The 23,628-nt window shown below is 70.4% G+C and carries 22 protein-coding genes; 8 read left to right on the forward strand and 14 right to left on the reverse strand.

Going from position 1 to position 23,628, the window contains the following annotated elements:
* Window positions 1-17 precede the first annotated feature (17 nt).
* Window positions 18-566, forward strand: a complete 549-nt coding sequence (locus tag FQ142_RS16070; protein ID WP_149424102.1) for a TetR/AcrR family transcriptional regulator — start codon at window positions 18-20, stop codon at window positions 564-566.
* Between the two features lie 21 nt (window positions 567-587).
* On the opposite strand, the gene FQ142_RS16075 is transcribed toward FQ142_RS16070, so the two are convergent.
* The 10 genes from FQ142_RS16075 to FQ142_RS16120 form a co-directional block, all read right to left on the reverse strand.
* Window positions 588-1,100, reverse strand: coding sequence for a hypothetical protein (locus tag FQ142_RS16075; protein WP_262492174.1), 513 nt, complete (start codon window positions 1,098-1,100; stop codon window positions 588-590).
* Between the two features lie 260 nt (window positions 1,101-1,360).
* On the reverse strand, window positions 1,361-2,317 hold the full coding sequence (locus FQ142_RS16080) for a siderophore-interacting protein (protein ID WP_149424103.1): 957 nt from the start codon (window positions 2,315-2,317) through the stop codon (window positions 1,361-1,363).
* A complete protein-coding gene (locus FQ142_RS16085) occupies window positions 2,307-3,107 on the reverse strand; it encodes an ABC transporter ATP-binding protein (RefSeq protein ID WP_149424104.1) in 801 nt (266 codons plus the stop codon). The genes FQ142_RS16080 and FQ142_RS16085 overlap by 11 nt, the downstream gene beginning before the upstream one ends.
* Entirely contained in the window at window positions 3,104-4,156 is a 1,053-nt protein-coding gene (locus FQ142_RS16090; protein WP_149424176.1) for a FecCD family ABC transporter permease, read from the reverse strand. Before FQ142_RS16090 ends, FQ142_RS16085 begins: the two co-directional genes overlap by 4 nt.
* Before the next feature lie 26 nt (window positions 4,157-4,182).
* Window positions 4,183-5,232, reverse strand: a complete 1,050-nt coding sequence (locus FQ142_RS16095; RefSeq protein WP_410477446.1) for a FecCD family ABC transporter permease — start codon at window positions 5,230-5,232, stop codon at window positions 4,183-4,185.
* Between the two features lie 26 nt (window positions 5,233-5,258).
* The gene (locus FQ142_RS16100; RefSeq protein ID WP_149424106.1) at window positions 5,259-6,290 is read right to left on the reverse strand and encodes an iron-siderophore ABC transporter substrate-binding protein; all 1,032 of its coding nucleotides are present in this window, start codon (window positions 6,288-6,290) and stop codon (window positions 5,259-5,261) included.
* Between the two features lie 485 nt (window positions 6,291-6,775).
* Window positions 6,776-6,979 carry a cold-shock protein gene (locus tag FQ142_RS16105; RefSeq protein ID WP_042538190.1) on the reverse strand — a complete coding sequence of 68 codons (204 nt, stop codon included), beginning with the start codon at window positions 6,977-6,979 and terminating at the stop codon, window positions 6,776-6,778.
* Window positions 6,980-7,057: 78 nt separating this feature from the next.
* Entirely contained in the window at window positions 7,058-9,955 is a 2,898-nt protein-coding gene (locus tag FQ142_RS16110; RefSeq protein WP_149424107.1) for a helix-turn-helix transcriptional regulator, read from the reverse strand.
* Between the two features lie 68 nt (window positions 9,956-10,023).
* Window positions 10,024-10,311 carry a hypothetical protein gene (locus tag FQ142_RS16115; RefSeq protein WP_149424108.1) on the reverse strand — a complete coding sequence of 96 codons (288 nt, stop codon included), beginning with the start codon at window positions 10,309-10,311 and terminating at the stop codon, window positions 10,024-10,026.
* Window positions 10,312-10,467: 156 nt separating this feature from the next.
* Window positions 10,468-10,923 (reverse strand): SRPBCC family protein, encoded by a 456-nt coding sequence (locus tag FQ142_RS16120; RefSeq protein WP_149424109.1) that lies wholly within the window; start codon window positions 10,921-10,923, stop codon window positions 10,468-10,470.
* 119 nt (window positions 10,924-11,042) lie between these two features.
* Here FQ142_RS16120 and FQ142_RS16125 point away from each other — a divergent pair, with 119 nt between their 5' ends.
* Window positions 11,043-12,077, forward strand: a complete 1,035-nt coding sequence (locus FQ142_RS16125; RefSeq protein ID WP_056413708.1) for an FUSC family protein — start codon at window positions 11,043-11,045, stop codon at window positions 12,075-12,077.
* Window positions 12,078-12,195: 118 nt separating this feature from the next.
* Here the strand turns inward: FQ142_RS16125 and FQ142_RS16130 are convergent, their stop codons facing one another.
* Window positions 12,196-12,378, reverse strand: a complete 183-nt coding sequence (locus FQ142_RS16130) for a hypothetical protein (protein WP_149424110.1) — start codon at window positions 12,376-12,378, stop codon at window positions 12,196-12,198.
* Window positions 12,379-12,533: 155 nt separating this feature from the next.
* On the opposite strand from FQ142_RS16130, the gene deoD reads away from it, so the two are divergent.
* Both deoD and FQ142_RS16140 read left to right on the forward strand, forming a co-directional pair.
* The gene (gene deoD, locus FQ142_RS16135; RefSeq protein WP_149424111.1) at window positions 12,534-13,247 is read left to right on the forward strand and encodes a purine-nucleoside phosphorylase; all 714 of its coding nucleotides are present in this window, start codon (window positions 12,534-12,536) and stop codon (window positions 13,245-13,247) included.
* Window positions 13,248-13,375: 128 nt separating this feature from the next.
* Window positions 13,376-15,943 (forward strand): DEAD/DEAH box helicase, encoded by a 2,568-nt coding sequence (locus FQ142_RS16140; protein ID WP_149424112.1) that lies wholly within the window; start codon window positions 13,376-13,378, stop codon window positions 15,941-15,943.
* Here the strand turns inward: FQ142_RS16140 and FQ142_RS16145 are convergent.
* Genes FQ142_RS16145 through FQ142_RS16150 form a run of 3 tightly spaced genes read right to left on the reverse strand, consistent with a single transcriptional unit; the run spans window position 15,940 to window position 19,147 of the window.
* Window positions 15,940-17,250 (reverse strand): glycosyltransferase, encoded by a 1,311-nt coding sequence (locus FQ142_RS16145; RefSeq protein WP_188042441.1) that lies wholly within the window; start codon window positions 17,248-17,250, stop codon window positions 15,940-15,942. The genes FQ142_RS16140 and FQ142_RS16145 overlap by 4 nt on opposite strands.
* A complete protein-coding gene (locus FQ142_RS17550; protein ID WP_188042442.1) occupies window positions 17,247-18,221 on the reverse strand; it encodes a hypothetical protein in 975 nt (324 codons plus the stop codon). The genes FQ142_RS16145 and FQ142_RS17550 overlap by 4 nt, the downstream gene beginning before the upstream one ends.
* Window positions 18,218-19,147, reverse strand: coding sequence for a WcbI family polysaccharide biosynthesis putative acetyltransferase (locus FQ142_RS16150; RefSeq protein WP_149424114.1), 930 nt, complete (start codon window positions 19,145-19,147; stop codon window positions 18,218-18,220). The genes FQ142_RS17550 and FQ142_RS16150 overlap by 4 nt, the downstream gene beginning before the upstream one ends.
* Here FQ142_RS16150 and FQ142_RS16155 point away from each other — a divergent pair.
* Genes FQ142_RS16155 through FQ142_RS16170 form a run of 4 tightly spaced genes read left to right on the forward strand, consistent with a single transcriptional unit; the run spans window position 19,147 to window position 23,337 of the window.
* Window positions 19,147-20,331, forward strand: coding sequence for a glycosyltransferase (locus FQ142_RS16155; protein WP_149424115.1), 1,185 nt, complete (start codon window positions 19,147-19,149; stop codon window positions 20,329-20,331). The two genes, FQ142_RS16150 and FQ142_RS16155, sit on opposite strands and share 1 nt — an antisense overlap.
* Window positions 20,328-21,503, forward strand: coding sequence for a glycosyltransferase (locus tag FQ142_RS16160; RefSeq protein ID WP_056413734.1), 1,176 nt, complete (start codon window positions 20,328-20,330; stop codon window positions 21,501-21,503). Before FQ142_RS16155 ends, FQ142_RS16160 begins: the two co-directional genes overlap by 4 nt.
* On the forward strand, window positions 21,500-22,516 hold the full coding sequence (locus FQ142_RS16165) for a hypothetical protein (protein ID WP_149424116.1): 1,017 nt from the start codon (window positions 21,500-21,502) through the stop codon (window positions 22,514-22,516). The genes FQ142_RS16160 and FQ142_RS16165 overlap by 4 nt, the downstream gene beginning before the upstream one ends.
* Complete coding sequence (locus FQ142_RS16170) at window positions 22,513-23,337, forward strand: galactosyltransferase-related protein (protein ID WP_149424117.1); 825 nt, start codon at window positions 22,513-22,515, stop codon at window positions 23,335-23,337. Before FQ142_RS16165 ends, FQ142_RS16170 begins: the two co-directional genes overlap by 4 nt.
* The last annotated feature ends 291 nt before the right edge of the window (window positions 23,338-23,628 follow it).

The following is a 23,628-nucleotide window of genomic DNA, read 5'->3' on the forward strand; positions in this document are numbered from 1 at the left end:
CGAGTATCGTTGTCCGCATGGCCCGTGAACGAACCCGCACCAAAGTGCACGCCGCTGCGCTCTCTCTGGCCGGCGAGCGTCAGGTGGCGGCGATCACGATGGAGGGGATCGCCGCACGAGCGGGAGTCAGCAAACAGACGCTCTACCGGTCATGGTCCTCGACGGGCGAGATCCTGTTCGACGCGCTCCTGGCTCGCAGCCTCGACGAGAACGGCAGGGTCACCGTGCCGAACTCCGGCGATCTCGCCCTCGACCTCGCGGCGCTCGCGACCGGCATGATCGACGAGTTCGTCGACCCCACGCAGGAACGGCTGCTCAGAGCCGTCACCGCTGAGCTGCAGTCGGACGACGGCCTCGCAGCGCAATATCGCGACCTGCTGCTCGAGCCGCAGGTGAGCGGGATCTCCGACCGCCTGCGCCAGGCGAGAGTGCGGGCCCCTGAGGATGTGGCAGAACTGTTCGTCGGACCGATCTTCCACCGCTGGCTGCTGCGCAGCCGACCGTTCGATGCGGAATGGGTCGCCGCTCACGTCGAGCGCGTCATGCGAAGCGCCGGCGCGCGGTGACAGTCGGCGACGACGACCGCCTCACTCGTAGGTCGTGAGGGCGAGGGCGATCAGAGGCAGACTGTCTCGAGAGACGACCGTCGTGCAGACGACGTTCTCCTCGACGCGGAACCCGACCGCGTAGACCAACGGATCGGTGTCGATGTGGAGAGCGTCCCGTTCGCTGCCGTCCACGTCGACGGATGCTCGGGTCACCGCTGAGAGCCTCGGCTCCCATCCGCCGTCGCCGTCGCTCGGCCCGTCGGGGAGCCCAAGCTCCTCGCGGAAGCCATTGCGCAGCACGTGGCTGGTGTGGTCGACGAGCTGCTGCGCGAGCGAATGCCGTTCGGGATCCGGCGATGCCTGCCAGCTGGTGCGCACCGCCTCCCACAGCATCGGGTACTTGAAGACCTGAGCCTGCTCGATCAGCCAGGCAGGGCGACCCCAGGGCGGCTCCTCCTCGAGCGAGCGTCGAGTCGCGGCATCCAGCTCGATCTCATTGCGGGGGTCGGAGTGGTCCTCCGGATGCCGCCACAGCGTGTAGCTGAAAGACACCGACGACTCCGTCACGCCTGTCGGCCCGCTGCTCTGCATGAACCCCGCGCCCGATATGCGCGTGAGTGACGGCTGCGGCCGCAGCTGGAACACGGGGAAGGCGAGATCTCGAACGCGAGCTTCGGACTCGCCCCTCGGGTCGGGGCGTCCATCGGCACTACTCCGGCGTACTCCATCCGCCCAGTCTGACCTCTGCCGTGATCGACGTCCACCGTGAGCGCCGCAGCCGGCGGAGAACAGCACGACCCGGGCAGAAGGCCTCAGCCGCGCATGGCGACGCCGCGGCGCCAGTAGCCCATGAAGGCCACCTGCCCGCGGTCGATGCCGAGGTCCTTGACCAGGTGCCGGCGCAGCGTCGTCACGACGCCGCTCTCGCCGGCGATCCAGAAGTAGCGCTCCGCGGGAGCATCCGTCGCCGCGATGTCTTCGCCGAGACCCGAGTAGTCGGGCGTCTCCCAGAGCAGGTCTTCGGACTCGATGTCCTTCACGTCGATCTCGTCGGCGGCATCCGCATCTCCGAGGTAGCCGAGCACGGCAGGGATCAGACGCACGCCGTGGGGTTCGCCGATGTCGCGGGGCAGCCAGCGCACCTCGACACCGACGGGGGCGTCGATGCGCAAGACGTCGGCGGGCGACGGAACCTCGATGAACGCGCAGCCGCGCAGGTCGCTCGGGGCGTCCTCGAGGATGCGAGCGATCGCCGGAGCGGCGGTCTCGTCGCCCACGAGCACGACCGAGGAGGCCGAGCCCGGCTCGTACTCGGCTCCGCCGTGGGCTGCGGCGGCCACACCTCGACGCGGCCCGACGAGGAACAGTTCCTGGCCCACCTCGGCCGTGCTGGCCCACAGCGACGCGGGTCCGGTGAGCCCGGGAGCGAGATGCAGCACGAAGTCGACATCGATCTCGGTGCCCGCGTCGGTCACGCGAAGGTCACGCACCGAGTAGGTGCGCATGGACCCGCGCTCGCCCTCGGGAACGGCGAGGAAGGATCCCCACCAGTCGTCGGTATCGCGGTCGAGATCGGGCAGGATGCCGGATGCCGGCGGGAAGACCAGCTTGATCCGGGAGTCGAAGACGTCTCCCGGCGTGGCGAACTCGAACAGGTCGTCGCCCCCGAAGGTCACGCGCACGAAGTTCGGCGAGACCCGGGCGACGCCGCGCACCTCGGCACGCGCCAGCACGTAGGTGGGGCGTTCGGTGGTGGTCTCAGCGGACATGGTGCCTCCCGATAGGTGTGACCATCGGCTTTCCGGAGACCGGATCCGTGGTGATCTGATTGGCGAGGTCGAAGACCTCTTCGACGAGCTGGGCGGTCACGACGTCCTGCGGAGCACCGGTGGCGTGCACCCTGCCCTCCTTCATCGCGACGAGCTCGTCGGAATAGCGCGCGGCCAGGTTGAGGTCGTGCAGCACCATGACGATCGTGGTGCCGCGCGAGACGCTCAGATCGGTGAGCAGGTCGAGCACCTCGACCTGGTGTGCGACATCGAGGAACGTGGTCGGTTCGTCGAGGAGCAGGATGTCGGTCTCCTGCGCGAGCGCCATCGCGATCCAGACGCGCTGGCGCTGACCACCCGAGAGCTCATCGACACTGCGGTCGGCGAGATCCGTCGTGCCGGTCGCGGCGAGAGCATCCGCCACGACCTCGTAGTCGTGCGCGCTCCAGCGGGCGAGCATCTTCTGGTGCGGGTGCCGACCGCGACCGACCAGGTCGGCGACGGCGATCCCCTCGGGGGCGACCGGCGACTGCGGCAGGAGCCCGAGGATGCGTGCGACCTCCTTGGTCGGACGCGCGTGCACGGACCTGCCGTCGAGCACGATCTGCCCATCGGTGGGCGACAGCAGGCGGGCGAGCGCACGCAGCAGCGTCGACTTGCCGCATCCATTCGCCCCGACGATCGTCGTGATCTTGCCCGGAGCGATAGCGAGGTCGAGCCCGTCGATGATCGTGCGGTCGCCGTAGGCGAGGGTGACGGACTCCGCCGTCAGGGTGTGCGCCTCGGTCACAGGGAACCTCCCGAGCGGTTGGTGCGGATGAGCAGGTAGATCAGATACGGGGCGCCGAGCACTCCGGTGACGACGCCGACCGGGTAGCGGTCGCCGAACGCGAACTGCCCCAGCAGGTCGCCACCCAGCACCAGCACCGCGCCGATGAACGCACTGGGGACCAGCAGGTTCGCCCCCGGCCCGGTGATGCGGGCGGCGATGGGTCCTGCCATGAAGGCGACGAACGCGATGGGTCCGGTCGCCGCGGTGGCGAAGGCCAGCAGGGCGACCGCCCCGAGGATGTACAGCAGTCGCGTGGTGTTGACCCGCACACCGAGCCCGGAGGCCGAGTCGTCGCCCAGCTGCATCGCTCCGAGGGCGCGCCCCTGCAGCAGCATGAGCGGCACGATCACGAGCGAGGCGAGGGCCAGCGGCATCACTCGTTCCCAAGAGGCGTTGTTCAGGCTGCCGGTGAGCCACTGCATGGCCGTCTGGATGTCCCAGCTCGCCGCCCGCGACAGGACGTACGAGATCACGCTCTGCAGCATCGCGGCGACACCGATCCCGATGAGGATCAGGCGGGTGCCGGCGAAGCCGTTCTTGATCGACAGCAGGTAGATGACCCCCGCCGTCACGACCGCGCCTGCGAGGGCGAACAGCGACACGAGGGGCCCGTCGAGCGACAGCACGACGATGCCGACGACGGCCGCGGCACCCGCGCCGTTCGAGATGCCGATGATGTCAGGGGAGGCGAGCGGATTGCGCAGCAGTGTCTGGAACGACACACCCGCGATGCCGAATGCGAACCCGGCGAGGATGGCGAGAATCGCGCGGGGCAGCCGCAGCTCGCCGACCGTGAACGATGCGCCGGGCACGGTGTCGCCGAGGATGACGCGGATCACCGCATCGAGCGGATAGAAGGTGTTGCCGATCATCAGCGCGGTGGTGAAGAGCGCGACCAGCAGAGCGCCGAGCACGATCGTGGCGACGGAGTGGCGACGATGGCGCGATCGACGTCCGGCGATGATCGCGTCGACCTGGGCGCGGGCGTCGTCGGCGCCCGGGGTCATCGGGGCGGCGGGGCGGTCGATGGTGCTCACAGTTCACGCACCTTCTGGCGACGGACGATCCAGATGAAGAACGGGGCGCCGATGATCGCGGTGATGATGCCGACCTGGATCTCCTCCGACGACGGGGAGATCACGCGGCCGACGACGTCGCTCGCGAGCAGGAGCGCGGCTCCGGCGACGGCCGAGAACGGCAGCAGCCAGCGGTGGTCGGTGCCGATCAGCATCCGGCACACGTGCGGGATGACGAGGCCGACGAATCCGATCGGACCGGCGATCGCGGTGGCGGCTCCGGCGAGGATCACCGCGCCGACGGCCGACATCAACCGCGTGCGGAACACGTGCTCGCCGAGGCCCTTCGCCATGTCGTCGCCGAGCGCGAGGGAGTTCATGCCGCGTGCGCTGAGGACGCAGATGAGCGCCCCGAGCGCGAGCACGGGTGCGGTGATCGCGATGCGCGGCCATTCCGCGCCCCCGACTCCGCCGATCTGCCAGGACTGGAACGACTGCAGCAGATCGACGCGGGGCAGCATGACCGCGCTGATCAGAGAGGCGAAGGCGGCGGAGGTCGCCGCCCCCGCGAGCGCGAGCTTGAGGGGGGTGGCGCCGCCTCTGCCGAGCGACCCGACGGTGTAGACGAACACGGCGGCGAGGGCCGCGCCGAGGATCGCCAATGCCATCTGGCTGTACGCGTCGGTGAGGCCGAGGAAGGCGAGTCCGATCACGACGGCCAGTGACGCTCCGTTCGAGACGCCGAGGATGCCGGGGTCGGCGATCGGGTTGCGGGTGACCGCCTGCATGGTCGCGCCCGACAGCGCGAGGGCCGCGCCGACGAGGATCGCGAGCAGCGTGCGCGGGAGGCGCTTGATGATCGCGGCCTGGGCGAGCGTGTCATCCTGACCTGCGAGCGCGGCGAAGACGTCGTCGATGCTCACCGCGCGCACGCCGAAGCAGATCGACAGGACGCAGAGCACGAGCACGACGCCCACTCCGACGAGCAGCCAGAGCGAGCGCGCCCACGCCGGGCGCCGCAGGTCTGCGGTGCCCGGCGTGGGGAGGGTGACAGCGGTCACGGGGATTCAGTGCGCGAAGGTGACGCCGAAGGTCACTTCGTGAACGGCGACGCCAGCAGGGCGAGGTAGTCCGACAGACCCCACTGGATCGACAGCGGCGACGGGTTCGCCGATGCGGCGAGCGGAGTCGAGTTCGGGAGGATGACGACGTTGCCGGCGGCGACGGCCGGGATCTTCGACAGCAGCGGGTCGCCCTGCAGCATCGCGAGCGTCGAGTCGTCGCCGTACGTGACGAACACGTCGACGTCGTCGAACTTGTCGGCCTCCTCGGCGCTGACCGTGAGCGAGAACTCGTCGCTGTCCTCGTTGTCCTCGACGAGCGTCGGCAGCGGCAGACCGAGGTCGTCGTGCAGGTAGCCGGGGCGTGTGTCGACGGCGGTGTAGTAGCCGACCTGGCTGAGGTCGCTCGGGTCGAGGTAGGCGAACAGCACCTTCTTGTCCTTGAGTGCGGAGTTCTCGTCGAGCGCCTTCGCGGCGTCGGCGTGCAGCTCCTCGATCAGGGCCTCGCCCTGCTCTTCGAGTCCGAGAGCCTTCGAGTTCATCTCGATCATCTCGTCGACCGGAGTGCCCCAGGCGACCTCGGGGTACGCGACGACCGGAGCGATCTTCGAGAGGGTGTCGTACTCCTCCTGCGTCAGTCCGGAGTATGCCGCGAGGATGACGTCGGGGTTCGTGTCGGCCACGGCCTCGTAGTCGATGCCGTCGGACTCGTCGAACAGCACGGGTGCGTCGGCGCCGAGCTCGTCGAGCTTGTCTTCGACCCAGGGCAGGATGCCGTTGTCGTCGTCATCGCCCCAGGTCGCCTTGCTCATGCCGACCGGCACGATGCCGAGGGCCAGCGGAACCTCGTGGTTCGCCCAGGCCACCGTCGCGACGCGCTCGGGCTTCGACTCGATCGTGGTCTCGCCGTAGACGTGCTCGATCGTCACGGGGAAGGCGCTGTCGTCGGCGGGGTTTCCACCGGCCGAGTCCGACGCGTTGTCGTTCGAGGAGGTCGCGCAGGCGGTGAGGCCGATGGCGAGCGCCGCGGCGACACCGGCGGCGAGGAGACGAGAGGTGCGCACAGGCATGCCCTTCGGGTTGGCGTGGGGGTGTGCGGCGCGAGTGCGCCGGGCTTTGGTAAGCCTCGCCTAATCTAACAGATTGTTAGGCGACCCTCATCTCGGTATTCTCCTGTCGCACTCCTCCTTCGCCTCCGCGCCGGGCGGCGCTCGCCGCGGTTTTCCGTGGCGCGCGGTCGAGCGGGGACGAGCGGGGCCAGTTGCACACCCCGAACGGGCGAGTCGGATGCCGAACTGACCCCGCACAGCATCCGGATGCCGAACTGACCCCGCGCCGCGCTGGCCAGCGGAGCCGAGCGGGGTCAATTGCGCACCGCGCTGCCGAGCGGGGCCAGTTGCACACCCCGAACCGGCAAATCGGATGCCGAACTGACCCCGCACAGCATCCGGATGCCGAACTGACCCCGCCCCACACCAAAGCCCCCCGGGCATAGAAAAACCGGCCGGATCCGTGAGGATCCGACCGGTTTCAGGAAGCCTATGCGCGCTCAGAGAGCGCGGATGTTCGCCGCCTGCATGCCCTTGGGGCCACGCTCAGCGTCGAATTCGACCTTCTGGTTCTCACGGAGCTCCTTGAAACCGGAGCCGGTGATTGCCGAGTAGTGGGCGAAAAGGTCGTCCGTGCCGTCATCGGGAGCGATGAAGCCGAAGCCCTTTTCCGCGTTGAACCATTTCACAGTGCCAGTGGCCATGTGTTTTCTACTTTCTGTTTTCAAAACGGCCGCTTACGCGACCCGCGCCGTGCCGGAACGTCCGACATACGCGCATGCTCAACGTATCACGGCTCCCTGACCATCCGCCCTTAACCGCCGCTTCTGTTGCACGACAGCAGCCTCGGTGCGCGTGCCGACCTCGAGTTTGCGCAGCACGGCCGACACATGGACGCTGACGGTCTTCGCGCTGATGAAGAGCCTGTCGCCGATCTGGCGGTTGCTGAGCCCCTCGGCGATGAGCTCCAGCACCTGCAGCTCCCTGGCGGTGAGCGTATCGAGCGGGTCATCGGACCGCCCGGACCCGGATGCCGTCGCGAGCCCCGTCGCGAGCCCGGCCGCCGCGGAGAACTCCCCGACGACCCGCGCCAGGGGCACGTGTCCGAGACGCTCCGCCTCATTCCGCGCCTGCGCCATCACCGCAGCGGCCTCGGCGCGCGCACCCGTGTCCACGAGCAGACGACCGAGCTCGAGCCGCGTGGTGATGCGGAAGGTCACCGGGACGTCGTCGCCGTCGGCGAGGTCGACCGCCTCATGCAGGGCCGGGATCGACGGCGAGAGCAGTGATTCGAGGATGATCCCCCATCGGTCACCGAGAAGCTGCGGCGACTGCGCGAGCCAGGCTGCTCGCACCTGCTCCGCGGCATCGCGCACGTCGTCTCCGGCCGCCCGACGCTCGGCGATCAGCCATGCGGCCTCGAGCATGAGTCGGCGCTGGTGGAGGAAGACCGGACCCTCGTCGGCGAGCATGGCCCTGATCTCCGCGAGAGCACCGGCATGGTCGGCACGGGCCTCGGCGACCGCGACGCGCATCATCACACCGTCGTACCAGATCTGGCGTTCCACGCGACCGGTCTCCTCGAACGACGGCAGCCACTCGCGCAGCAGGTCGGCCGCGTCGTCGTATCGACCGCGCCAGGACAGCACCCGCACGCGTGTCATCGTGGAGTACATGTGCGAGATCCGGAGCGTCCGCTGGGCGAGCTCCCGAGCCAGCATGCCCTCGACGCGCTCGACCTCGCCGAGTTCGAGCAGCGGCACCGCCATGTTCTGGGTCATCAGCGCACCGGTCGTGCGCTCCACGCCGAACGCCCGTGCCGGAGCCAGCCCGTCTTCGGCGACGTGCACCGCATCACGGTAGCGTCCCAGAAGGCCGAGCAGATCGGAGTAGTTGACGCGATAGCGCATCTCCGCGTTGGTCCCGCGAGCGAGCCGAAGCGCCAGCGCGTACTCGCGGTGCCCGGCCTCGAGGTCGCCGAGGTGGGCACGCGCACCTCCGCGCACGTTCGCGGCGATCGACGCCTCGTCGTCGGATCCCGCGCGCACCGCCCGCTCCCCCGCCTCCGTGGCGAGCTCGATCGCCTCCTCGAGCCTCCCCGTGATCATGAGACGGCTCGCGAGCTGGTTGAGGATCGACGCACGCAGGCGGTCGTCATCGACCGCGCCGTCGAGGATGCCGAGAGACTGCTGCAGCAGCCCGATCGACCCCGCGCGCCCGAGGTTCATCAGATAGTAGGCCCGGTCGCGCAGGAGGCGCGCGTGCATCCCCGCATCGATCAGAGCAGGATCGGCCTCGGCGAGCGCGGCGTCGACCACCGCGAGCGCCCGCTCCCCATCACCGGCGTTGCGCAGCACCGAGGCGAGGGTGCGCAACAGCTCGAACCGGTCGAGATCGATGACATCCTCGGCGGCAGGCACCCGGCCCCAGAGATCGAGGGCGAGCTCGCCGAAGCGCGCGGCGCTGGCGAACGCGAACCGCGACTTGGCGTCGAGCATCGCGACGACGACGGCGGCGAGCGCTCGGCGATCGTCCTGCGCGAGCTGCCAGTGGTACGCGAGTGCCGCGGCATCCGCCCCCTCGGCCCCCTGGCCGCGCTCCTCGAGCGTCTCGGCGTACGACCTGTGCAACCTCGCACGCTCGCCAGGAAGAAGGTCGTCGTGCACGGCCTCGCGCAACAGCGCGTGGCGGAAGCGGTAGTCGTCGTCGACCACGACGAGGATGCCGCTGCGCGTGGCCTCGCGCATGGCATCGTCGAACCGGGCCTCAGGGAGCCCGGCGAGCCGCATCACGAGCGGATGCGGGAGCGGCCGCTCGGCACCCGACGCGACCTGCACGACCCGCTTCGCATCGTCACCGAGTCGGTCGAACCGCGCGAGCAGCAGGTCGCGCAGGCTTCCGGGAATCGGACCGGTGGAGCATCCGGCGATCTCCTCGACGAAGAACGGCACCCCCTCGGCACGCTGGTGGATGCGATCGAGCGCGGCATCGGACAGCGGCGTCCCGATGATCCCCTCGGCGAGCTGCCTGACAGCCGACGGGTGGAGCCGGTCGAGCGCGATCCGTTCGAGAAGCCGCGCACGCGTGGACTCCCCGATGAACCGACTCACCGCATCACCGCGGCGGACGTCGTCGCTGCGGCAGGTGATGACGAGGAGGATGCGCGCGCGGGTGAGCGCCCGCAGCAGGAACGAGAGGAGTGCGAGCGTGGATTCGTCGGCCCAGTGCAGATCTTCGACGACCAGGACCTGCGGTGCGCGCTCGGCCGCCGCCTCGATGAGCGAGGCGATCGCGTCACGCAGGCGATCGGGGCTCGTCTGCGAGCGCTCGGCGGGAGTGAGCTCCGGCAGGAGCATGCCCAGTGCCTCCGCTCCGGCGCCGAGCCCCTCGCGCACGCTCTCGGCGCCCATCCTCGCGACGATCGAGCGGAGGATGCCGGTGACCGGTCCGAACGGCGTGCGGGATGCTCCGAGGTCGAGGCACCAGCCGACGTGCACATCGGCGCGTCCGTGCACCGCTGCGGAGAACTCGCGCAGCAGTCGGGACTTGCCGATGCCGGCCTCGCCCTCGACGAGCAACGCCGTCGGAGCACCCTCCAGGACGCGCTCGAAATGCCCGCGCATCGCCGCCAGCTCGGCGTCGCGGCCGACCATCGCTGAGCTCGGAACGGAAGGGGGCACGGATTCATCGTGCCACTCCCCTCCGACCTCGTGCCCGGTTCTGCTGCCCGTCGATGAGAAGGCGCGGCTCACCGCGCGGATGCCGGCTCGCAGCCGGCGACCGACGGACGGTCGATCGGGTTGTGACCGACGGCGTCCGGGGTGCGGGAGCCCGAGCTCACGCGGCGGGTCGACGTCGCGCGAGCGGAGCGGGCGATCCTCAGCATCCGCTGTCCGAGTCGACGGAGCGGCCCGGCTGCCCGGGGGACGATCTGGTCGGCGTGCTCGATGAGAAAGCGGCGGCGATCGGCGGCCTGCTGGATCTCGGCCTGCTGCGACTCCGTGACGGCGTAGGCGAGGTAGGGGTGTTCGTACATGACATCTCCTCTATCGGGATGTCTCCACACTCCGCTCTGAGGTACCCGTCCGGCATCGGGAGGATGCCCTATCTTCGCGAGATCACCTCCCGCTCCGGACAGCACGAGGCCCGGGCGGAGATGCGAGATCTCCGCCCGGGCCTCGGGTCTCGTCGCTCAGGCCTCGACGTCGCCGCGCCAGGAGCCGGTCTCGGCTCCGCGCTTCTCGATGAACTCCTTGAAGTTCTTCAGGTCCTTCTTCACCGCGTGCGAGCCCGCGCCGACCAGCGAGCCGACCTTCTCGAGGAGCCCCTCGGGCTCCCAGTCGATCTGCACGGTCACCCGCGTCGTGAGCTCCTCGAGCTTGTGGAACGTCACGACACCCGCGTGCTCGGTGTCGCCGCCCACGCTCTTCCACGCCACACGCTCGTCGGGGTGCTGCTCGGTGATCTCCGCGTCGAACTCGCGCGTCGCCCCGCCGACCTTCACGACCCAGTGGTTGTGAGTGTCGTCGATCTGCGTGATGGACTCGACCTCGTCGAGGAACTCCGGGAAGCTCTCGAACTGGGTCCACTGGTTGTACGCGATGTCGACCGGAACGTGGACGTCGATGGTCTCGATGATCTGCACCATGGGATGCTCCTCTGCTGAGTCGTCGTTCGTGTCCTTCTATTCAGCGCGAGAGGCCGGGTCTTCGCGACGGGGTTGACAGACCGACGGCGAAGGGGCGCTTCCCGAGTAGCGTTGACGGCATGCGCATCCATGCCGCGATCCGCGCCTCGAAGCGCTCGCCCCTGTTGCAGGTGGTGAAGTCCGCCGCGGCCACGATCGCCGCGTGGATGCTCGCGGGATGGGTGGTGCCGGGGCAGCTGCCGGTGTTCGCCGCGATCGCGGCCCTGCTGGTCGTGCAGCCGAGCGTGAACCAGTCGCTGTCGAAGGCGCTGGAGCGCAGCATCGGCGTCATCGTGGGGGTGCTGATCGCCGTCGCGCTGGGGCTGCTGCTCGGGTCGCCCAGTTGGATCGTGCTGCTCGCCATCGTCGTGGCCATGCTCGTGGCCTGGGCGCTGCGGGCGACCCCGGGCACCGGCAACCAGGTCGCGATCTCGGCGATGCTCGTGCTGGCTCTGGGGTCGACCCCCGACTATGCGATCGCCCGCATCCTGGAGACCCTCATCGGGGTCGTCATCGGCATCGTCGTGAACGCCCTGATCGTGCCGCCCGTGCTCGTCGCGCCCGCCCGCCGTGATCTCGGACTGCTCGGCAGCGAGCTGGCCGCGAGCCTCGACCGGCTCGCCGACGCCCTGCCCGAGCCGCAGGCGCCGGCGAAGCTGCAGGAGCTCATGCTCGAGGCCCGATTGCTGCGTCCGATGAAGGACGTCGCGGAGGCCTCGATCGCTGCCGGCGAGGAATCACTGACGCTGAACCCGCGGCGCTCGACCCACCGCGAGGAGCTCGTCGAGATGCGCACGCTGCTCGAACGACTCTCACCGATCGTCACCCAGACGATCGGCATGACCCGCGCCTACTTCGACCACTACGACGACTCGATCGGACAGGAACCCGCGGTCGCGGCGATCGCCGAGCAGTTGCGCCGGGCCGGTCACGACGTGCGGCTCGCGGTGCAGATCGCCGACGTCTCCCCCGAGCCCGAGGCGCTGACCTCGGCGATCCCCGCGCTCACGGCGCCGCTGGTGATCCGCCCTCCGTCGTCGATGCACTGGATCCTCATCGGCTCCCTCATGGAAGACCTGCGTCGCATCCGCGGGGAGCTCGTCGAAGAGGAGTGAGCGCGGGCGCGCGGGAGCGCGTTCACAACTCAGCACAGAACTGCACCGCAGGCAGCTCCGGCGCCATTCCGGGGCCCGCTGCGGGATTCATGCTGAGTCGTGAACGGGAACTTCCGGGTCAGTCGGCGTCGGGGTCGTCAGCGAGCATGTCGCCGTCGTCGTCCGAGGCAGGGCCGGACGGGGCGGCCGCGGGCTCACCCTTGTTGTCCTCGGTGCCGAGGTTGTCGTTCTCCTCCGCACCGGGCGACGGCTCGCTGCTGATGTCGGTGCGGTCGGTGCTGATGTCGGTCTCGCTGTGCATCGTGTTCCTCTCGTCGGTGTGGGGCTGATCGGGCGAGGCTACGGTGAGCGGCGCTCCGAGACGCGGGCCTTGACAAGACCGACAGGCTCACACGAAGGCATGCCGGCGACGCGAAGGCTGAGCATCCTCATCGATGGTCCTCGTACGCTGGGTGCATGAGCACGCACATCGCCGCACAGCCCGGTCAGATCGCCCCCATCGTCCTGTTCCCCGGTGACCCGCTGCGCGCGAAGTGGATCGCCGAGACCTTCCTCGATGACGCCGAGCTCTATTCCGAGACCCGCGGGATGCTGGGGTTCACCGGCACCTGGGAGGGACACCGCGTCTCGGTGCAGGGCTCGGGCATGGGCCAGCCGTCGATGGCGATCTACGCGAGCGAGCTGTTCGAGGAGTACGACGTGCAGACGATCGTCCGGGTCGGATCATGCGGCGCCCTGACGGAGAAGCTGAAGGTGCGCGACATCGTCATCGCGAACGGCGCGTGCACGGACTCCGGCATCAACCGGGTGCGCTTCCACGGGCTCGACTACGCTCCCGTCGCGGACTTCGGCCTGCTGCGGGCGGCGGTCGAGGCGAGCGAGGCCGAGCCCTCGGACTCCGCCGTGCACGTGGGACTGCTCTTCTCGAGCGACCAGTTCTACAGCACCCGGCCGGAGCTGACGGCGCCGTTCGTGCAGCACGGCGCACTGGGCGTCGAGATGGAGGCGGCCGGCCTGTACACCCTCGCGGCGTTCCACGGCCGTCGGGCCCTCGCGATCTGCACGGTCTCCGACCACATCGTCACCGGCGAGCAGACCACCGCGCAGGAGCGGGAGCAGACCTTCGGCGACATGATCCGCATCGCGCTGCGCGCCGCGACCTCGGTCTGAGCCGTTCGCGATTCCGCATGAGATCTCGCTGATCGCTCGAATCCCCGTCATCTCGGCCGCCTCCGACGGTTCCGTGCTGAAGACGGAACAAGGTTCGCGCGTGCCGGAGATGGGATGATCGACAGACCATGCCTGCGATCCTCGACCCGACCACACTGACCGACGGATCCGATGCGGATGCCGTCTACACGGCGTTCGTCGAATGGGCGGAGTCCACCGGCATCAGCCTCTACCCGGCGCAGGACGAGGCCGTCATCGAGATCGTCTCGGGCCACAACCTGATCCTCTCCACCCCCACCGGCACCGGAAAGTCGCTCGTGGCGGTCGGCGCGCACTACGCCGCCCTCGTGCAGGGACGCCGCTCGTACTACACGGCACCGATCAAGGCCCTGGTCAGCGAGAAGTTCTTCGCCCTCGTCGACGTGTTCGGCGCCTCGAACGTCGGCATGATCACGGGGGACTCGTCGATCAATCCCGACGCGCCGATCATCTGCTGCACGGCCGAGATCCTCGCGAACCTCGCACTGCGTCACGGGACGGATGCCGCGGTGCACCAGGTCGTCATGGACGAGTTCCACTTCTACGCCGACCCCGACCGCGGATGGGCCTGGCAGGTGCCGCTGCTCGAACTCGGGCAGGCGCAGTTCATCCTGATGTCGGCGACGCTCGGCGATGTGTCGCAGCTCTCGAGCGATCTCACCCGGAGGACGGGCCGCGAGACGGCATCGGTCACCGGTGTCGAGCGTCCGGTCCCCCTGCATTACTTCTACGAGACGACCCCGATCCACGAGACGATCGACGACCTGCTCGGCACCGGACAGGCGCCGATCTACATCGTGCACTTCTCGCAGGCCGCGGCGATGGAGCGCGCCCAGGCGCTGTCGAGCGTCAAGGTCGCCACGCGGGAGCAGCGCGATGAGATCGCGGCACTGATCGGTGGGTTCCGCTTCACGACGGCGTTCGGCAAGACCCTGTCGCGCTTCCTCCGTGCAGGCATCGGCGTGCACCATGCGGGCATGCTGCCGAAGTATCGCCGCCTGGTCGAGCAGCTCGCGCAGCGCGGTCTGCTGCGTGTGATCTGCGGCACCGACACGCTCGGGGTCGGCATCAACGTGCCCATCCGCACGGTGCTGCTCACGGCCCTGACCAAGTTCGACGGCACGCGGATGCGGCAGCTCAGCGCCCGGGAGTTCCACCAGATCGCCGGACGGGCGGGACGCGCGGGCTTCGACACCGCCGGCACGGTCGTCGCGCAGGCACCCGAGCACGAGTCCGAGAACGTCGCCGCCGTCAAGAAGGCCGGCGACGACCCGAAGAAGAAGCGCAAGATCGTGCGCAAGAAAGCGCCGGACGGCTTCGTCTCGTGGGGAGAGCCGTCGTTCCGCAAGCTGATCGACGCCGAGCCCGAGACCCTGACCTCGCACATGCAGATCACCAGCGCCATGCTGCTCAACGTGATCGGGCGCGGTGGCGACGTCTTCGGCAACGTGCGGGCCCTCGTCTACGACAACCACGAGCCCCGCGCGCGTCAGCGCGAGCTGGCCATCCGTGCGATCGGCATCTACCGGACCCTGATCGAGTCGGGTGTCGTCGAGCAGACGGATGCCGGCGAGATCCGCCTCACGGTCGACCTGCAGCCGAACTTCGCCTTGAACCAGCCGCTGTCGCCGTTCGCTCTCGCGGCGTTCGACCTGCTCGACCCTTCGGGAGGCTCAGGGGCCCAGGAGGGGACGACGGGCACCGGCACCGGGTCGTACGCCCTCGACATGATCTCGATCGTGGAGTCGACGCTCGACGACCCCCGCGCGATCCTCGGCCAGCAGGAGTTCCAGGCACGCGGCGAGGCCGTCGCCGCCATGAAGCGCGAGGGCATCGAGTACGACGAGCGCATGGAGCTGCTCGAGGAGATCACGTATCCGAAGCCGCTCGACGAGCTGCTCAGCGCGGCGTTCGAGACGTTCAGCGCGGCCCAGCCGTGGATCCGCGACTTCGAGCTGCATCCGAAATCCGTCGTGCGCGACATGTACGAGAGAGCCATGTCGTTCGGGGAATATGTCGCGTTCTACAAGATCGCCCGGTCGGAGGGCGTGGTGCTGCGCTACCTGTCCGACGCCTATCGCGCCGCGTCGCAGACGATCCCCGAAGAGGCCAAGGACGAGGATCTGCGCGACCTCATCGAGTGGCTCGGGGAGCTCGTCCGCCAGGTCGACTCGAGCCTGCTCGACGAGTGGGAGACCCTTCGTCTCGCTCCGCTCGCTCAGGGACCGGACGGCGCGCTCGCTCAGGGGCCGGACGGCGATGACGCGCCCATCGTCCCGCCGGCTCCCAGGCGGCTCACCACGAACGTGCGCGCGTTCCGCACCCTGGTGCGCAACGAGCTGTTCCGCCGGGTGCAGCTCGCCGCGCGCGAGGACGTGGATGCTCTCGCCGAGCTCGATCCGTCCTTCGGTGCCGCCGCGTGGTCCGACGCGCTCGACGGCTACTTCGCCGATCACGACGAGATCCTCACCGGAGCGAACGCTCGCAGCTCGCAGTTGCTGCTGCTGACGGAGGGCGGGACGGAGTGGACCGTCCGGCAGATCCTCGACGACCCGGCGGGGGACCACGACTGGGGCATCTCGGCCACCGTCGATCTCGCCGAATCCGACGAGCAGGGTGCCGCGGTCGTGACGGTGACGGGCGTCGACCGCCTCTAGCAGAAGGACTCGACGCCGCCCCACCCGCCGACCCAGGCCTCGACCCGCGGATCGGCTCGCAGCGCGTGCACGCCGACCGCCGGCATCCGGGCGGTCTCGAATCCCCGCGAGTCACCCCAGCGCTCCGCGCGACGCGCCGCACGGCGCGACGTGAGCACCCCCAGCGACGAGCCGTCGTCGGCCATCAGCTCGACCGCCCCCACGTCGCCCGTGCCGAGGCGGCGCACGACGTCGACGATCCACGCCGGATCGAGCACGACCACCGGACGCTCCAGCAGCCAGGTGACCCGAGCATCGACCCCGGCGCTCGGGCCAGCGCTCGCGACGACGGCCCGCGGATCCCCCTGCAACACGTCAGGCACGGCGTCGAGAACGAGCCGGGCCCGCGGAAGGGCGCCCCACAGCGAGTCCGCCGCGATGAACAGGGCGGCGGCGGAGTGGTCGCCCTGCACGCGCACGACGAGGTCGGCCGCGCCTGACCACACCGCACGCGGCGCCGAGCCCGGCACCGGGATCGCCGCCTGCAGGCGCAGGGTCTGGGCGTTGGCCCGATCCATCCCCGACCCGTCGCGATCCGCCCACTCCGGTCCGTCGTGCCACGCCACCGCGTCAGGCACGTGAGCGAACACCGCTCCGGCCCGCCACATGCGGTGCGCCCACTCCCAGTCCTCGCCCCCGTAAGAGGTGAACGACTCGTCGAAGCCCCCGACCTCGTCGAACAGTCGTCGCGAGCAGCCGATCACGGCGCCGATCATGAACCGGTACGACCGGTCGTCGGCGTCGAGCAGATCGCGGCTCCTCGCGTACTCCTCCGCAAGCCACGCGGGCTCGGCCAGCTCGCGCCCCCGGGCCGCCTCGACCACGGGGACGTCGACGGGCAGGTCCGAGAAGTCGGCGTGGCGACGGCGCCCCACGGTCACGGCCTCGGGCAGCAGCGCGGGGAGCCGGGAGAGCGCGCGCACGTACCCGGGCTCGGGAGCGGTGTCGGCGTCGACGAAGCACAGCACCTCGCCGCTGCTCGCTCGCACTCCGAGGTTGCGCACCGCAGCGAGCCGGAAGCCCCGATCCTCCTGACGGACGAGGATCACGCCCTCAGGCACGTCGACGGCGCCGGGCGACCCGTCGTCCGCCACGACGACCTCGAGCAGATGGCGAGGGTAGTCCTGGGCGGCGAGCGCGTGCAGGGTTCTGGCGAGTTCCGCGGGCTGGTCGAAGTGCGACACGATCACCGACACGAGCGGGAGGGGGTCGGGGCGGTGGCCGTCCCTGGCATCCCACCGGTTGCCGACGACCCAGGGCTGTGTCACCGCTGCCCCCGCTCCCAGACGCGCAGGTAGGCGTCCGCGACATCCGCGCGCGACAGCGGAAGCCGCTCGAGCCCGTGCCAGGTGATGCGGGGCCCCTCGACGGCCCGGCGCACGGCCTCCGCGAGATCGGTCGCGTCGACGGGCGAGAGAGTGCCCGGACGCAGTGTCGCCATCTCGTCGATGTAGCGGTTGCGCACCGCGACCGGGCGCCTGCCCCACCCGATCCAGGAGGCGAGCGAGCCCGATGCGGAGATGTGCCGGTGCGCGATGACGGGCACCGCCACCGCGCGACCGCGTCGGGCGATCTCCCGGTCATCGAGCCAGCCGGTCACCTCGACCTCGACGCCCAGATCCGCCGCCCGTCGGACGAACGCATCGAGGTCGGCGGCGTGCCCGTCGGAGGCACGTCCGAGCACCGTCATCCTCGTCATCCCGGCGGTGGCGGCAGCCTGCGCGGCCTCATCGTGCCCCTTGCCGGGGTAGAAGTAGCCGAGCACCCCGATCGACCCGTCGGACGGCTGCTCCACAGCATCCGCCTGCAACTCGACGGGCAGCGGGATCGCGGTGGCCGGGCCCGTCCACACCCCCTCCTCCTGCAGCAGCGCGCGCTCGTGCTCGCTGTTCACCGTCACGCCGGTCGCGGCGGCCGCGACGAGGGCGTAGGCCCGGCGTCTGCGGGGCAGGTTCTGCTCACCATCGGATTCCTGCGGCAGGTCGTGCAGCGTGACGCTGATCCGGAGCCTGCGGGCGAGGGCCCCGAACGTGCGCGCCGCCTCTTCGGGAGAGTCTCCCCAGAGACGATCGGTGAAGTGCGCATGCACGGCGGTCCCCTCGGCCAGGCTCGTGAGCGCCGGCAGGTCGACCGTACGGACTTCGTCGCTCCGCTCGCGGATCGCCGACGCGAGCTCCCTGGCGTACACGGCGACGCCGTGATCTCCGTGGTGGACGAGCAGCAGCGGCACCCCGGTCACGCCTCGCGCCAGACGGCGACGAGCGGAGCCAGACGGTCGACCGCGGCAGCGACGAATGCGGGATGCGCGGCGTACCAGGCCTCGTGGGCATCGCGCACCTCCGCGTCGTCGAGCATCTCGCCCTCGACGATCCACTCCGCGCGCGGGTCGTCGGGCAGCGACCAGGCCTCGACCACCTCGGGGGAGAGCGGCGCGCGCACGGCGTCGAGCAGGGGCCGTCCCGGATCCACCGGTCCCCCGTCGACGCCCAGCGCCTCGAGCACCCGGGCCCCGAGGGGCAGCCAGATCGCGTTTCCGGGGTGGTTGACGGTGCGTGCGTGGTCGGCGGTCACGGCGTCGTACAGATCGGCGACGCGCACGTCGGTGCTGAGCTCGCGCGTGCGCAGCACGTCGACCGACGCGCGGCCGATCTGCCGGACGGACGCCGGAGGCAGGGATCGAGCGACAGGGATGCCGGCGACCGCCGCGAGCGTGCGGATGTCGTGATAGGCGACGAGGGGCGGCTCCTCCTCGACACCGGGGACGCGGATCGCGGCCTGGAACGGGTGCAGCCCTGCGAAGCGCACCGGCGGCACCGTCAACACGCGCGCGGCGGTCGCGGCAGCCACCTGTCGGGTGCCGAGCGGCAGGTCGTGATAGTCGTCGCGCACCGGCTGGGTCACGACGGTGTGCGCGGACGCGACCAGCTCGTGCAGGCGGGCGGCGTCCTCTGCCGTCATCTCGTGCACGGGCGGCACCCGCACGTAGCGGCGCTCGAGAGCATCTATCACGAGTCGCAGCGACTCCGCCTGGCAGTTGCCGAGCACCACCCCGAAACTCTCCGGCAGAGGGCGCAGGCCGTAGAACTCCCCGTAGTGCATCCGGCGCCCTAGCACCGCCGACCCGGAGGGCGCAATGGTCGTGACGTCGGGGGGAGGAGGGTTCATTGTTCGAACGTATACCTCCCCCCTTTTCTGCCTCACCCCGTTGCATTCCGGCGCCTCCGCCCCCTTCGATTCGTGCATTCAGAGCGCTCAGCCCTGCAAGGAAGACTTCCATCGGTACAGTCACCACCCCCATCCGCGTCGCCTCCATCCCTGCCGCGCACCCCTACATCCACGCGATCACCGATCCGCAGCTCGTCCGCGTCCTTCCCGACCCCCCGGTGCCGGGAGCGCCCGACGGGCAGTGGTGGCCGCCGGTCGCGATGACCCCGGAGTGGCTCGCCGCGCATGCGCGCGACTACGACGTGCTGCACGTGCACTTCGGACTCGAGTCCTTCTCCCCCGCCCAGGTACGCGCCGGCCTCGACGCCGCCCGTCTGGCCGGCCGCCCCGTGATCTTCACGGTCCACGACCTCGACAACCCGCAGCTGGTCGATCAGGCGCCGTATCGCGAGCTGCTCGATGTGATCGTCTCCGCAGCCGACCGCCTGGTCACGCTCACCGACACGGCGGCGGCGGAGATCGATCGACGCTGGCAGCGCTCGAGCCTGGTCGTGCCGCATCCGACGCTCACCGCGGGCACCACCCCGCCCGCACGTCGCCACGACGACGGCATCCGCGTCGGCATGCACCTGCGCGATCTGCGTCCGAACATCGACGCCGAGCGTGCCGTCCAGGCGATGGTCGACGCCGCGCAGCTGCTCGACGGGTTCGAGCTCCGCGCACGGTTCGAGGTGCTGATGAACGAGCGGGTGCGCGACGACGATGCCGCCGCGCGCGTGGTGGCGGCCGCACGGGACAGCGCGGCGGTGCAGGTGCGTCGGACCCCGTATCTCAGCGATGCGGACGTCGAGCAGTGGCTGAGCGGCCTCGACCTGTTCGTGCTCCCGTACCGGCACGGCACCCATTCGGGGTGGGTGGAGCTCTGCTACGACCTGGGGGTCCCCGTGGCGGGAACCGACGTCGGGCACATCCGGTCGCAGCATCCGTCGGAGTTCTCCGTCATCGATCTCGACGACCCTCGCACGCTCGTCGACGCGGTGACGTCCGCCCGCGCGACAGCGGCCGTGCTCCCGGACGACGGCCGGCTCGCGCGGCGGCGCTCGGAGCGCCTCGCGGAACGGCAGGCCGTGCGCGACGCCCACGCCCGCCTCTACTCGACCGTGATGACCGAGGTCTCGGCATGAGCGCGGTGCAGCGTCTCCGCGTACTGGTCGTCGCGCCGGAGCGGCATCCGCTCCGCCAGCCGCACGCGGGCGGGCTGGAGGCCGTCGTCTGGAACCGGGTGCGGTGGCTGCGCCGTCGAGGCCACGACGTCGAGCTGTGCGCGGCCGAGGGGTCGGACTTCCTGGGCAGCACGGCCGACTTCCTGCTGCCGAGTCCGCGCTGGGAGCGCGCAGGCGACGTCTCCGACTCCGACAACCCGGTGGGACACCGCCGACGGATGACGGACGCGTTCGCGCGCGTGCAACGACGGCTCGCCGATCCCCGCAGGCGCGTCGACGTCGTCGACAATCACAGCCTGCACAGCGATCCCATCCTGTGGAGCCGCGATTCGGGGGTCCCGGTCGTGACGACCCTGCACACGCCGCCCCTCCCCGAGATGGTGAAGGCCGCCCGCTCGCTGCCGGGCTCGGCACCGCACCGGTTCCTGGCGGTCAGCCAGTACACGGCACGCGCGTGGTCCGCAGAGGGCGTCGATGCCTTCGTGTTCCCGAACGGCGTCGACAGCAGCCACTGGCGTCGGGGCCCGGGCGGCGACGGCTGGGTCTGGTTCGGACGCATCGTCCCCGAGAAGGCCCCGCATCTGGCTATCGAGGCCGCTCGTCGCGCCGGTGCACGGCTGCGGATCGCGGGCCGCATCGGCGACCCGGAGTACTTCGCGCGCGAGGTGCAGCCCCGCCTCGGTGACGGCATCGAGTATCTCGGCGCGCTGCGACAGCCTGAGCTCTGCGAGCTGGTCGGCGCCTCGTCGGTCGCCCTGGTGACGCCCGTGTGGTCCGAGCCGTTCGGGCTCGTGATGGCCGAGGCCCTGATGACGGGCACTCCCGTCGTCGCCTTCGATTCGGGCGGTGCGAGCGAGGTTCTGGCGGGACTCCCGGGATGCACGGTCGTCCCCGCCGCCGACGTGGACGCCCTGGCGCGGGCGGCCACCGCGCTCGCGCACGGCTCGCAGTCCGCGACGATCCGTGACCATGTGCGTGCCGGAGCCGCGGCCCGCCACTCGGTCGCTCGGCGGCACCGCGAGATCGAACGCGTGCTCGCGATGGCCGCCCAGGGCGTGGGCCGTGCGGACGAGCCGATCGACACCGGCGAGGCGATCCGGACCGGCGACGTCGTCGAGGCGGTCGGCGCATGATCGGCTGGTACGTGCATCACCACGGGTGGGGACATGTGACGCGGATGCAGGCCATCCGCCCGCACCTCGTCGACGACGAGGTGACGGTCTTCTCGAGCCTGCCGCGCCCCGACACCCTCGACGAGCGGACGACATGGGTTCGGCTGCCCTCGGATTCCGGGCCGGTGACCGCGTCCGACGGGGTGCGCCGCGAGGCGCACGAGCTCGGAGATGTCACCGCGGGCGGTGCGCTGCACTGGGCGCCGATCGCCCACCCCGGCCATCAGCAGCGCCTGGCGATCATCGCCGAGTGGATCGCGCGCACCCCGGTGTCGGCGTTCGTCGTCGACGTCAGCGTCGAGGTCACCGCCTTCGTCCGCCTCCTCGGCGTGCCCACGGTCGTCTTCGCGCAGCCGGGCGACCGCACCGATTCTCCGCATCGGCTCGGTTACGACGTCGCTGACCGGATCGTGGCGCCCTGGGCGGACGGCACGATCGATGCGCGGGAGCTCGACGACCGCGACGAGCACGTGCGCCGTGTCGGGGCGATCTCGCGATACGACGGCCGCGATCGCACGGGGGGCCACGACGACGATGCTCGCCGCGTGCTCTTCCTCAGCCGCACCCTCGACCCCGCACGTCTCGCGGAGACCATCCGTCTGCTGAGCGCGCGCGGCTGGATCGTCGAGACGGCCGGGGCGGGCGACGACGACCGCGTCGATGACGTGTGGCCGCTCCTGTGCCGGGCGACCGTCGTCGTGAGCGCGGCAGGTCAGAACGGCGTGGCCGACCTCGCGGCGGCGGGCGCACGTGCGGTCGTGCTCGCCCAGGACCGCCCCTTCGGGGAGCAGGAGCACACCGGCCGCGTGCTGCAGGAGCAGGGCTACGCCTGCACGGGGTGGGCCGATTCTTCGCCCGCCGAGGTGGTCGAGCTCGTCGAGCGGGCCGCCGCATCGACCCCCGACTGGGGCGGATGGGGCGTCACGGGTGCGGCCGCGCGGGCCGCCGCCGCGATCGAGGAGGCGGCGTCATGACCACACGGATCGGCGTGATCACCCCGGCATCCGAGAACCGTCTCGCGCACCTGCATCGCCAGCGCCGCTTCCTGCGCGAGGTGACGCCGCCGGAGCTCGAGGTCGTGCGCGTGGAGGCGTGGCTCGATCTCTCCGAACCGGCTGCCTTCGACGGCGCCGTGCACGTCCACGTGCCTCCGGGATCCGACGGCATGCGCGTCGGCGCCGCACGCAATGCGGCCGCCGAGAGGGCGCTGGCGGAGGGCGTCGACCTGCTCGTCTTCCTCGACGTGGACTGCCTTCCGGGGCCCCGCATGCTCGAGCGCTACGTGGAGGCCTCGCGCACCCACCCCGACGGACTGCTCTGCGGACCCGTCACGTATCTCGAGAGCGTCCAGCGACCGTCATCCCCCGACGATCTCGCCTCGACCACGCGGCCGCATCCGGTGCGCCCGAGCCCCGCCGACGGAGTCGTCGAGACGGCGGCCCCTGCGGAATACGACCTCTTCTGGTCGCTGTCGTTCGCCCTCACGCCGTCGACATGGCGACGTCTGGGCGGGTTCGACGAGCTCTACCAGGGATACGGCGCGGAGGACACGGACCTCGGCCGTCGGGCGCGATCGCTCGGTATCCCGCTGCACTGGGTCGGCGGCGCCCATGCGTACCACCAGTGGCATCCGGCCGGCACGCCGCCATGGCGCCATCTCGACGACATCCTCCGCAACGGCGCGCTGTTCGCCGAACGCTGGGGCGAGTGGCCGATGGGCGGCTGGATCGACGAGTTCGTGCGGGCCGGAGCCGTCGAACCGCATGAGGGCGGCTACCGCCGCACGACAGTCTGACGGAGAGCCCCGACCTCATCGGCGGCCGATGCCCGATGCCCTCACGGGCGTCGATAGCCGAGAAGACAAGTACCCCTCACAGGCCGGCGACCGTTGCAGAGGCGGAGGTACCGAGGGCTCGCCCGACTATGCCAGCCTGCGAGTGCGCATCATTCATGAGGACGACGTCATCAACGATGCGCTCATGGAGCATCCCGCCGCACCGCCCAAGACATCGTCGAGGGACCCGGGGCAGAGCCGGATGACGTGATCTCGCTGCCGGACGCCCCAAAAATGGATTCTGCCACCCAG

The sequence above is a fragment of the Microbacterium sp. ANT_H45B genome, assembly GCF_008369345.1.
Taxonomy (GTDB): domain Bacteria; phylum Actinomycetota; class Actinomycetes; order Actinomycetales; family Microbacteriaceae; genus Microbacterium.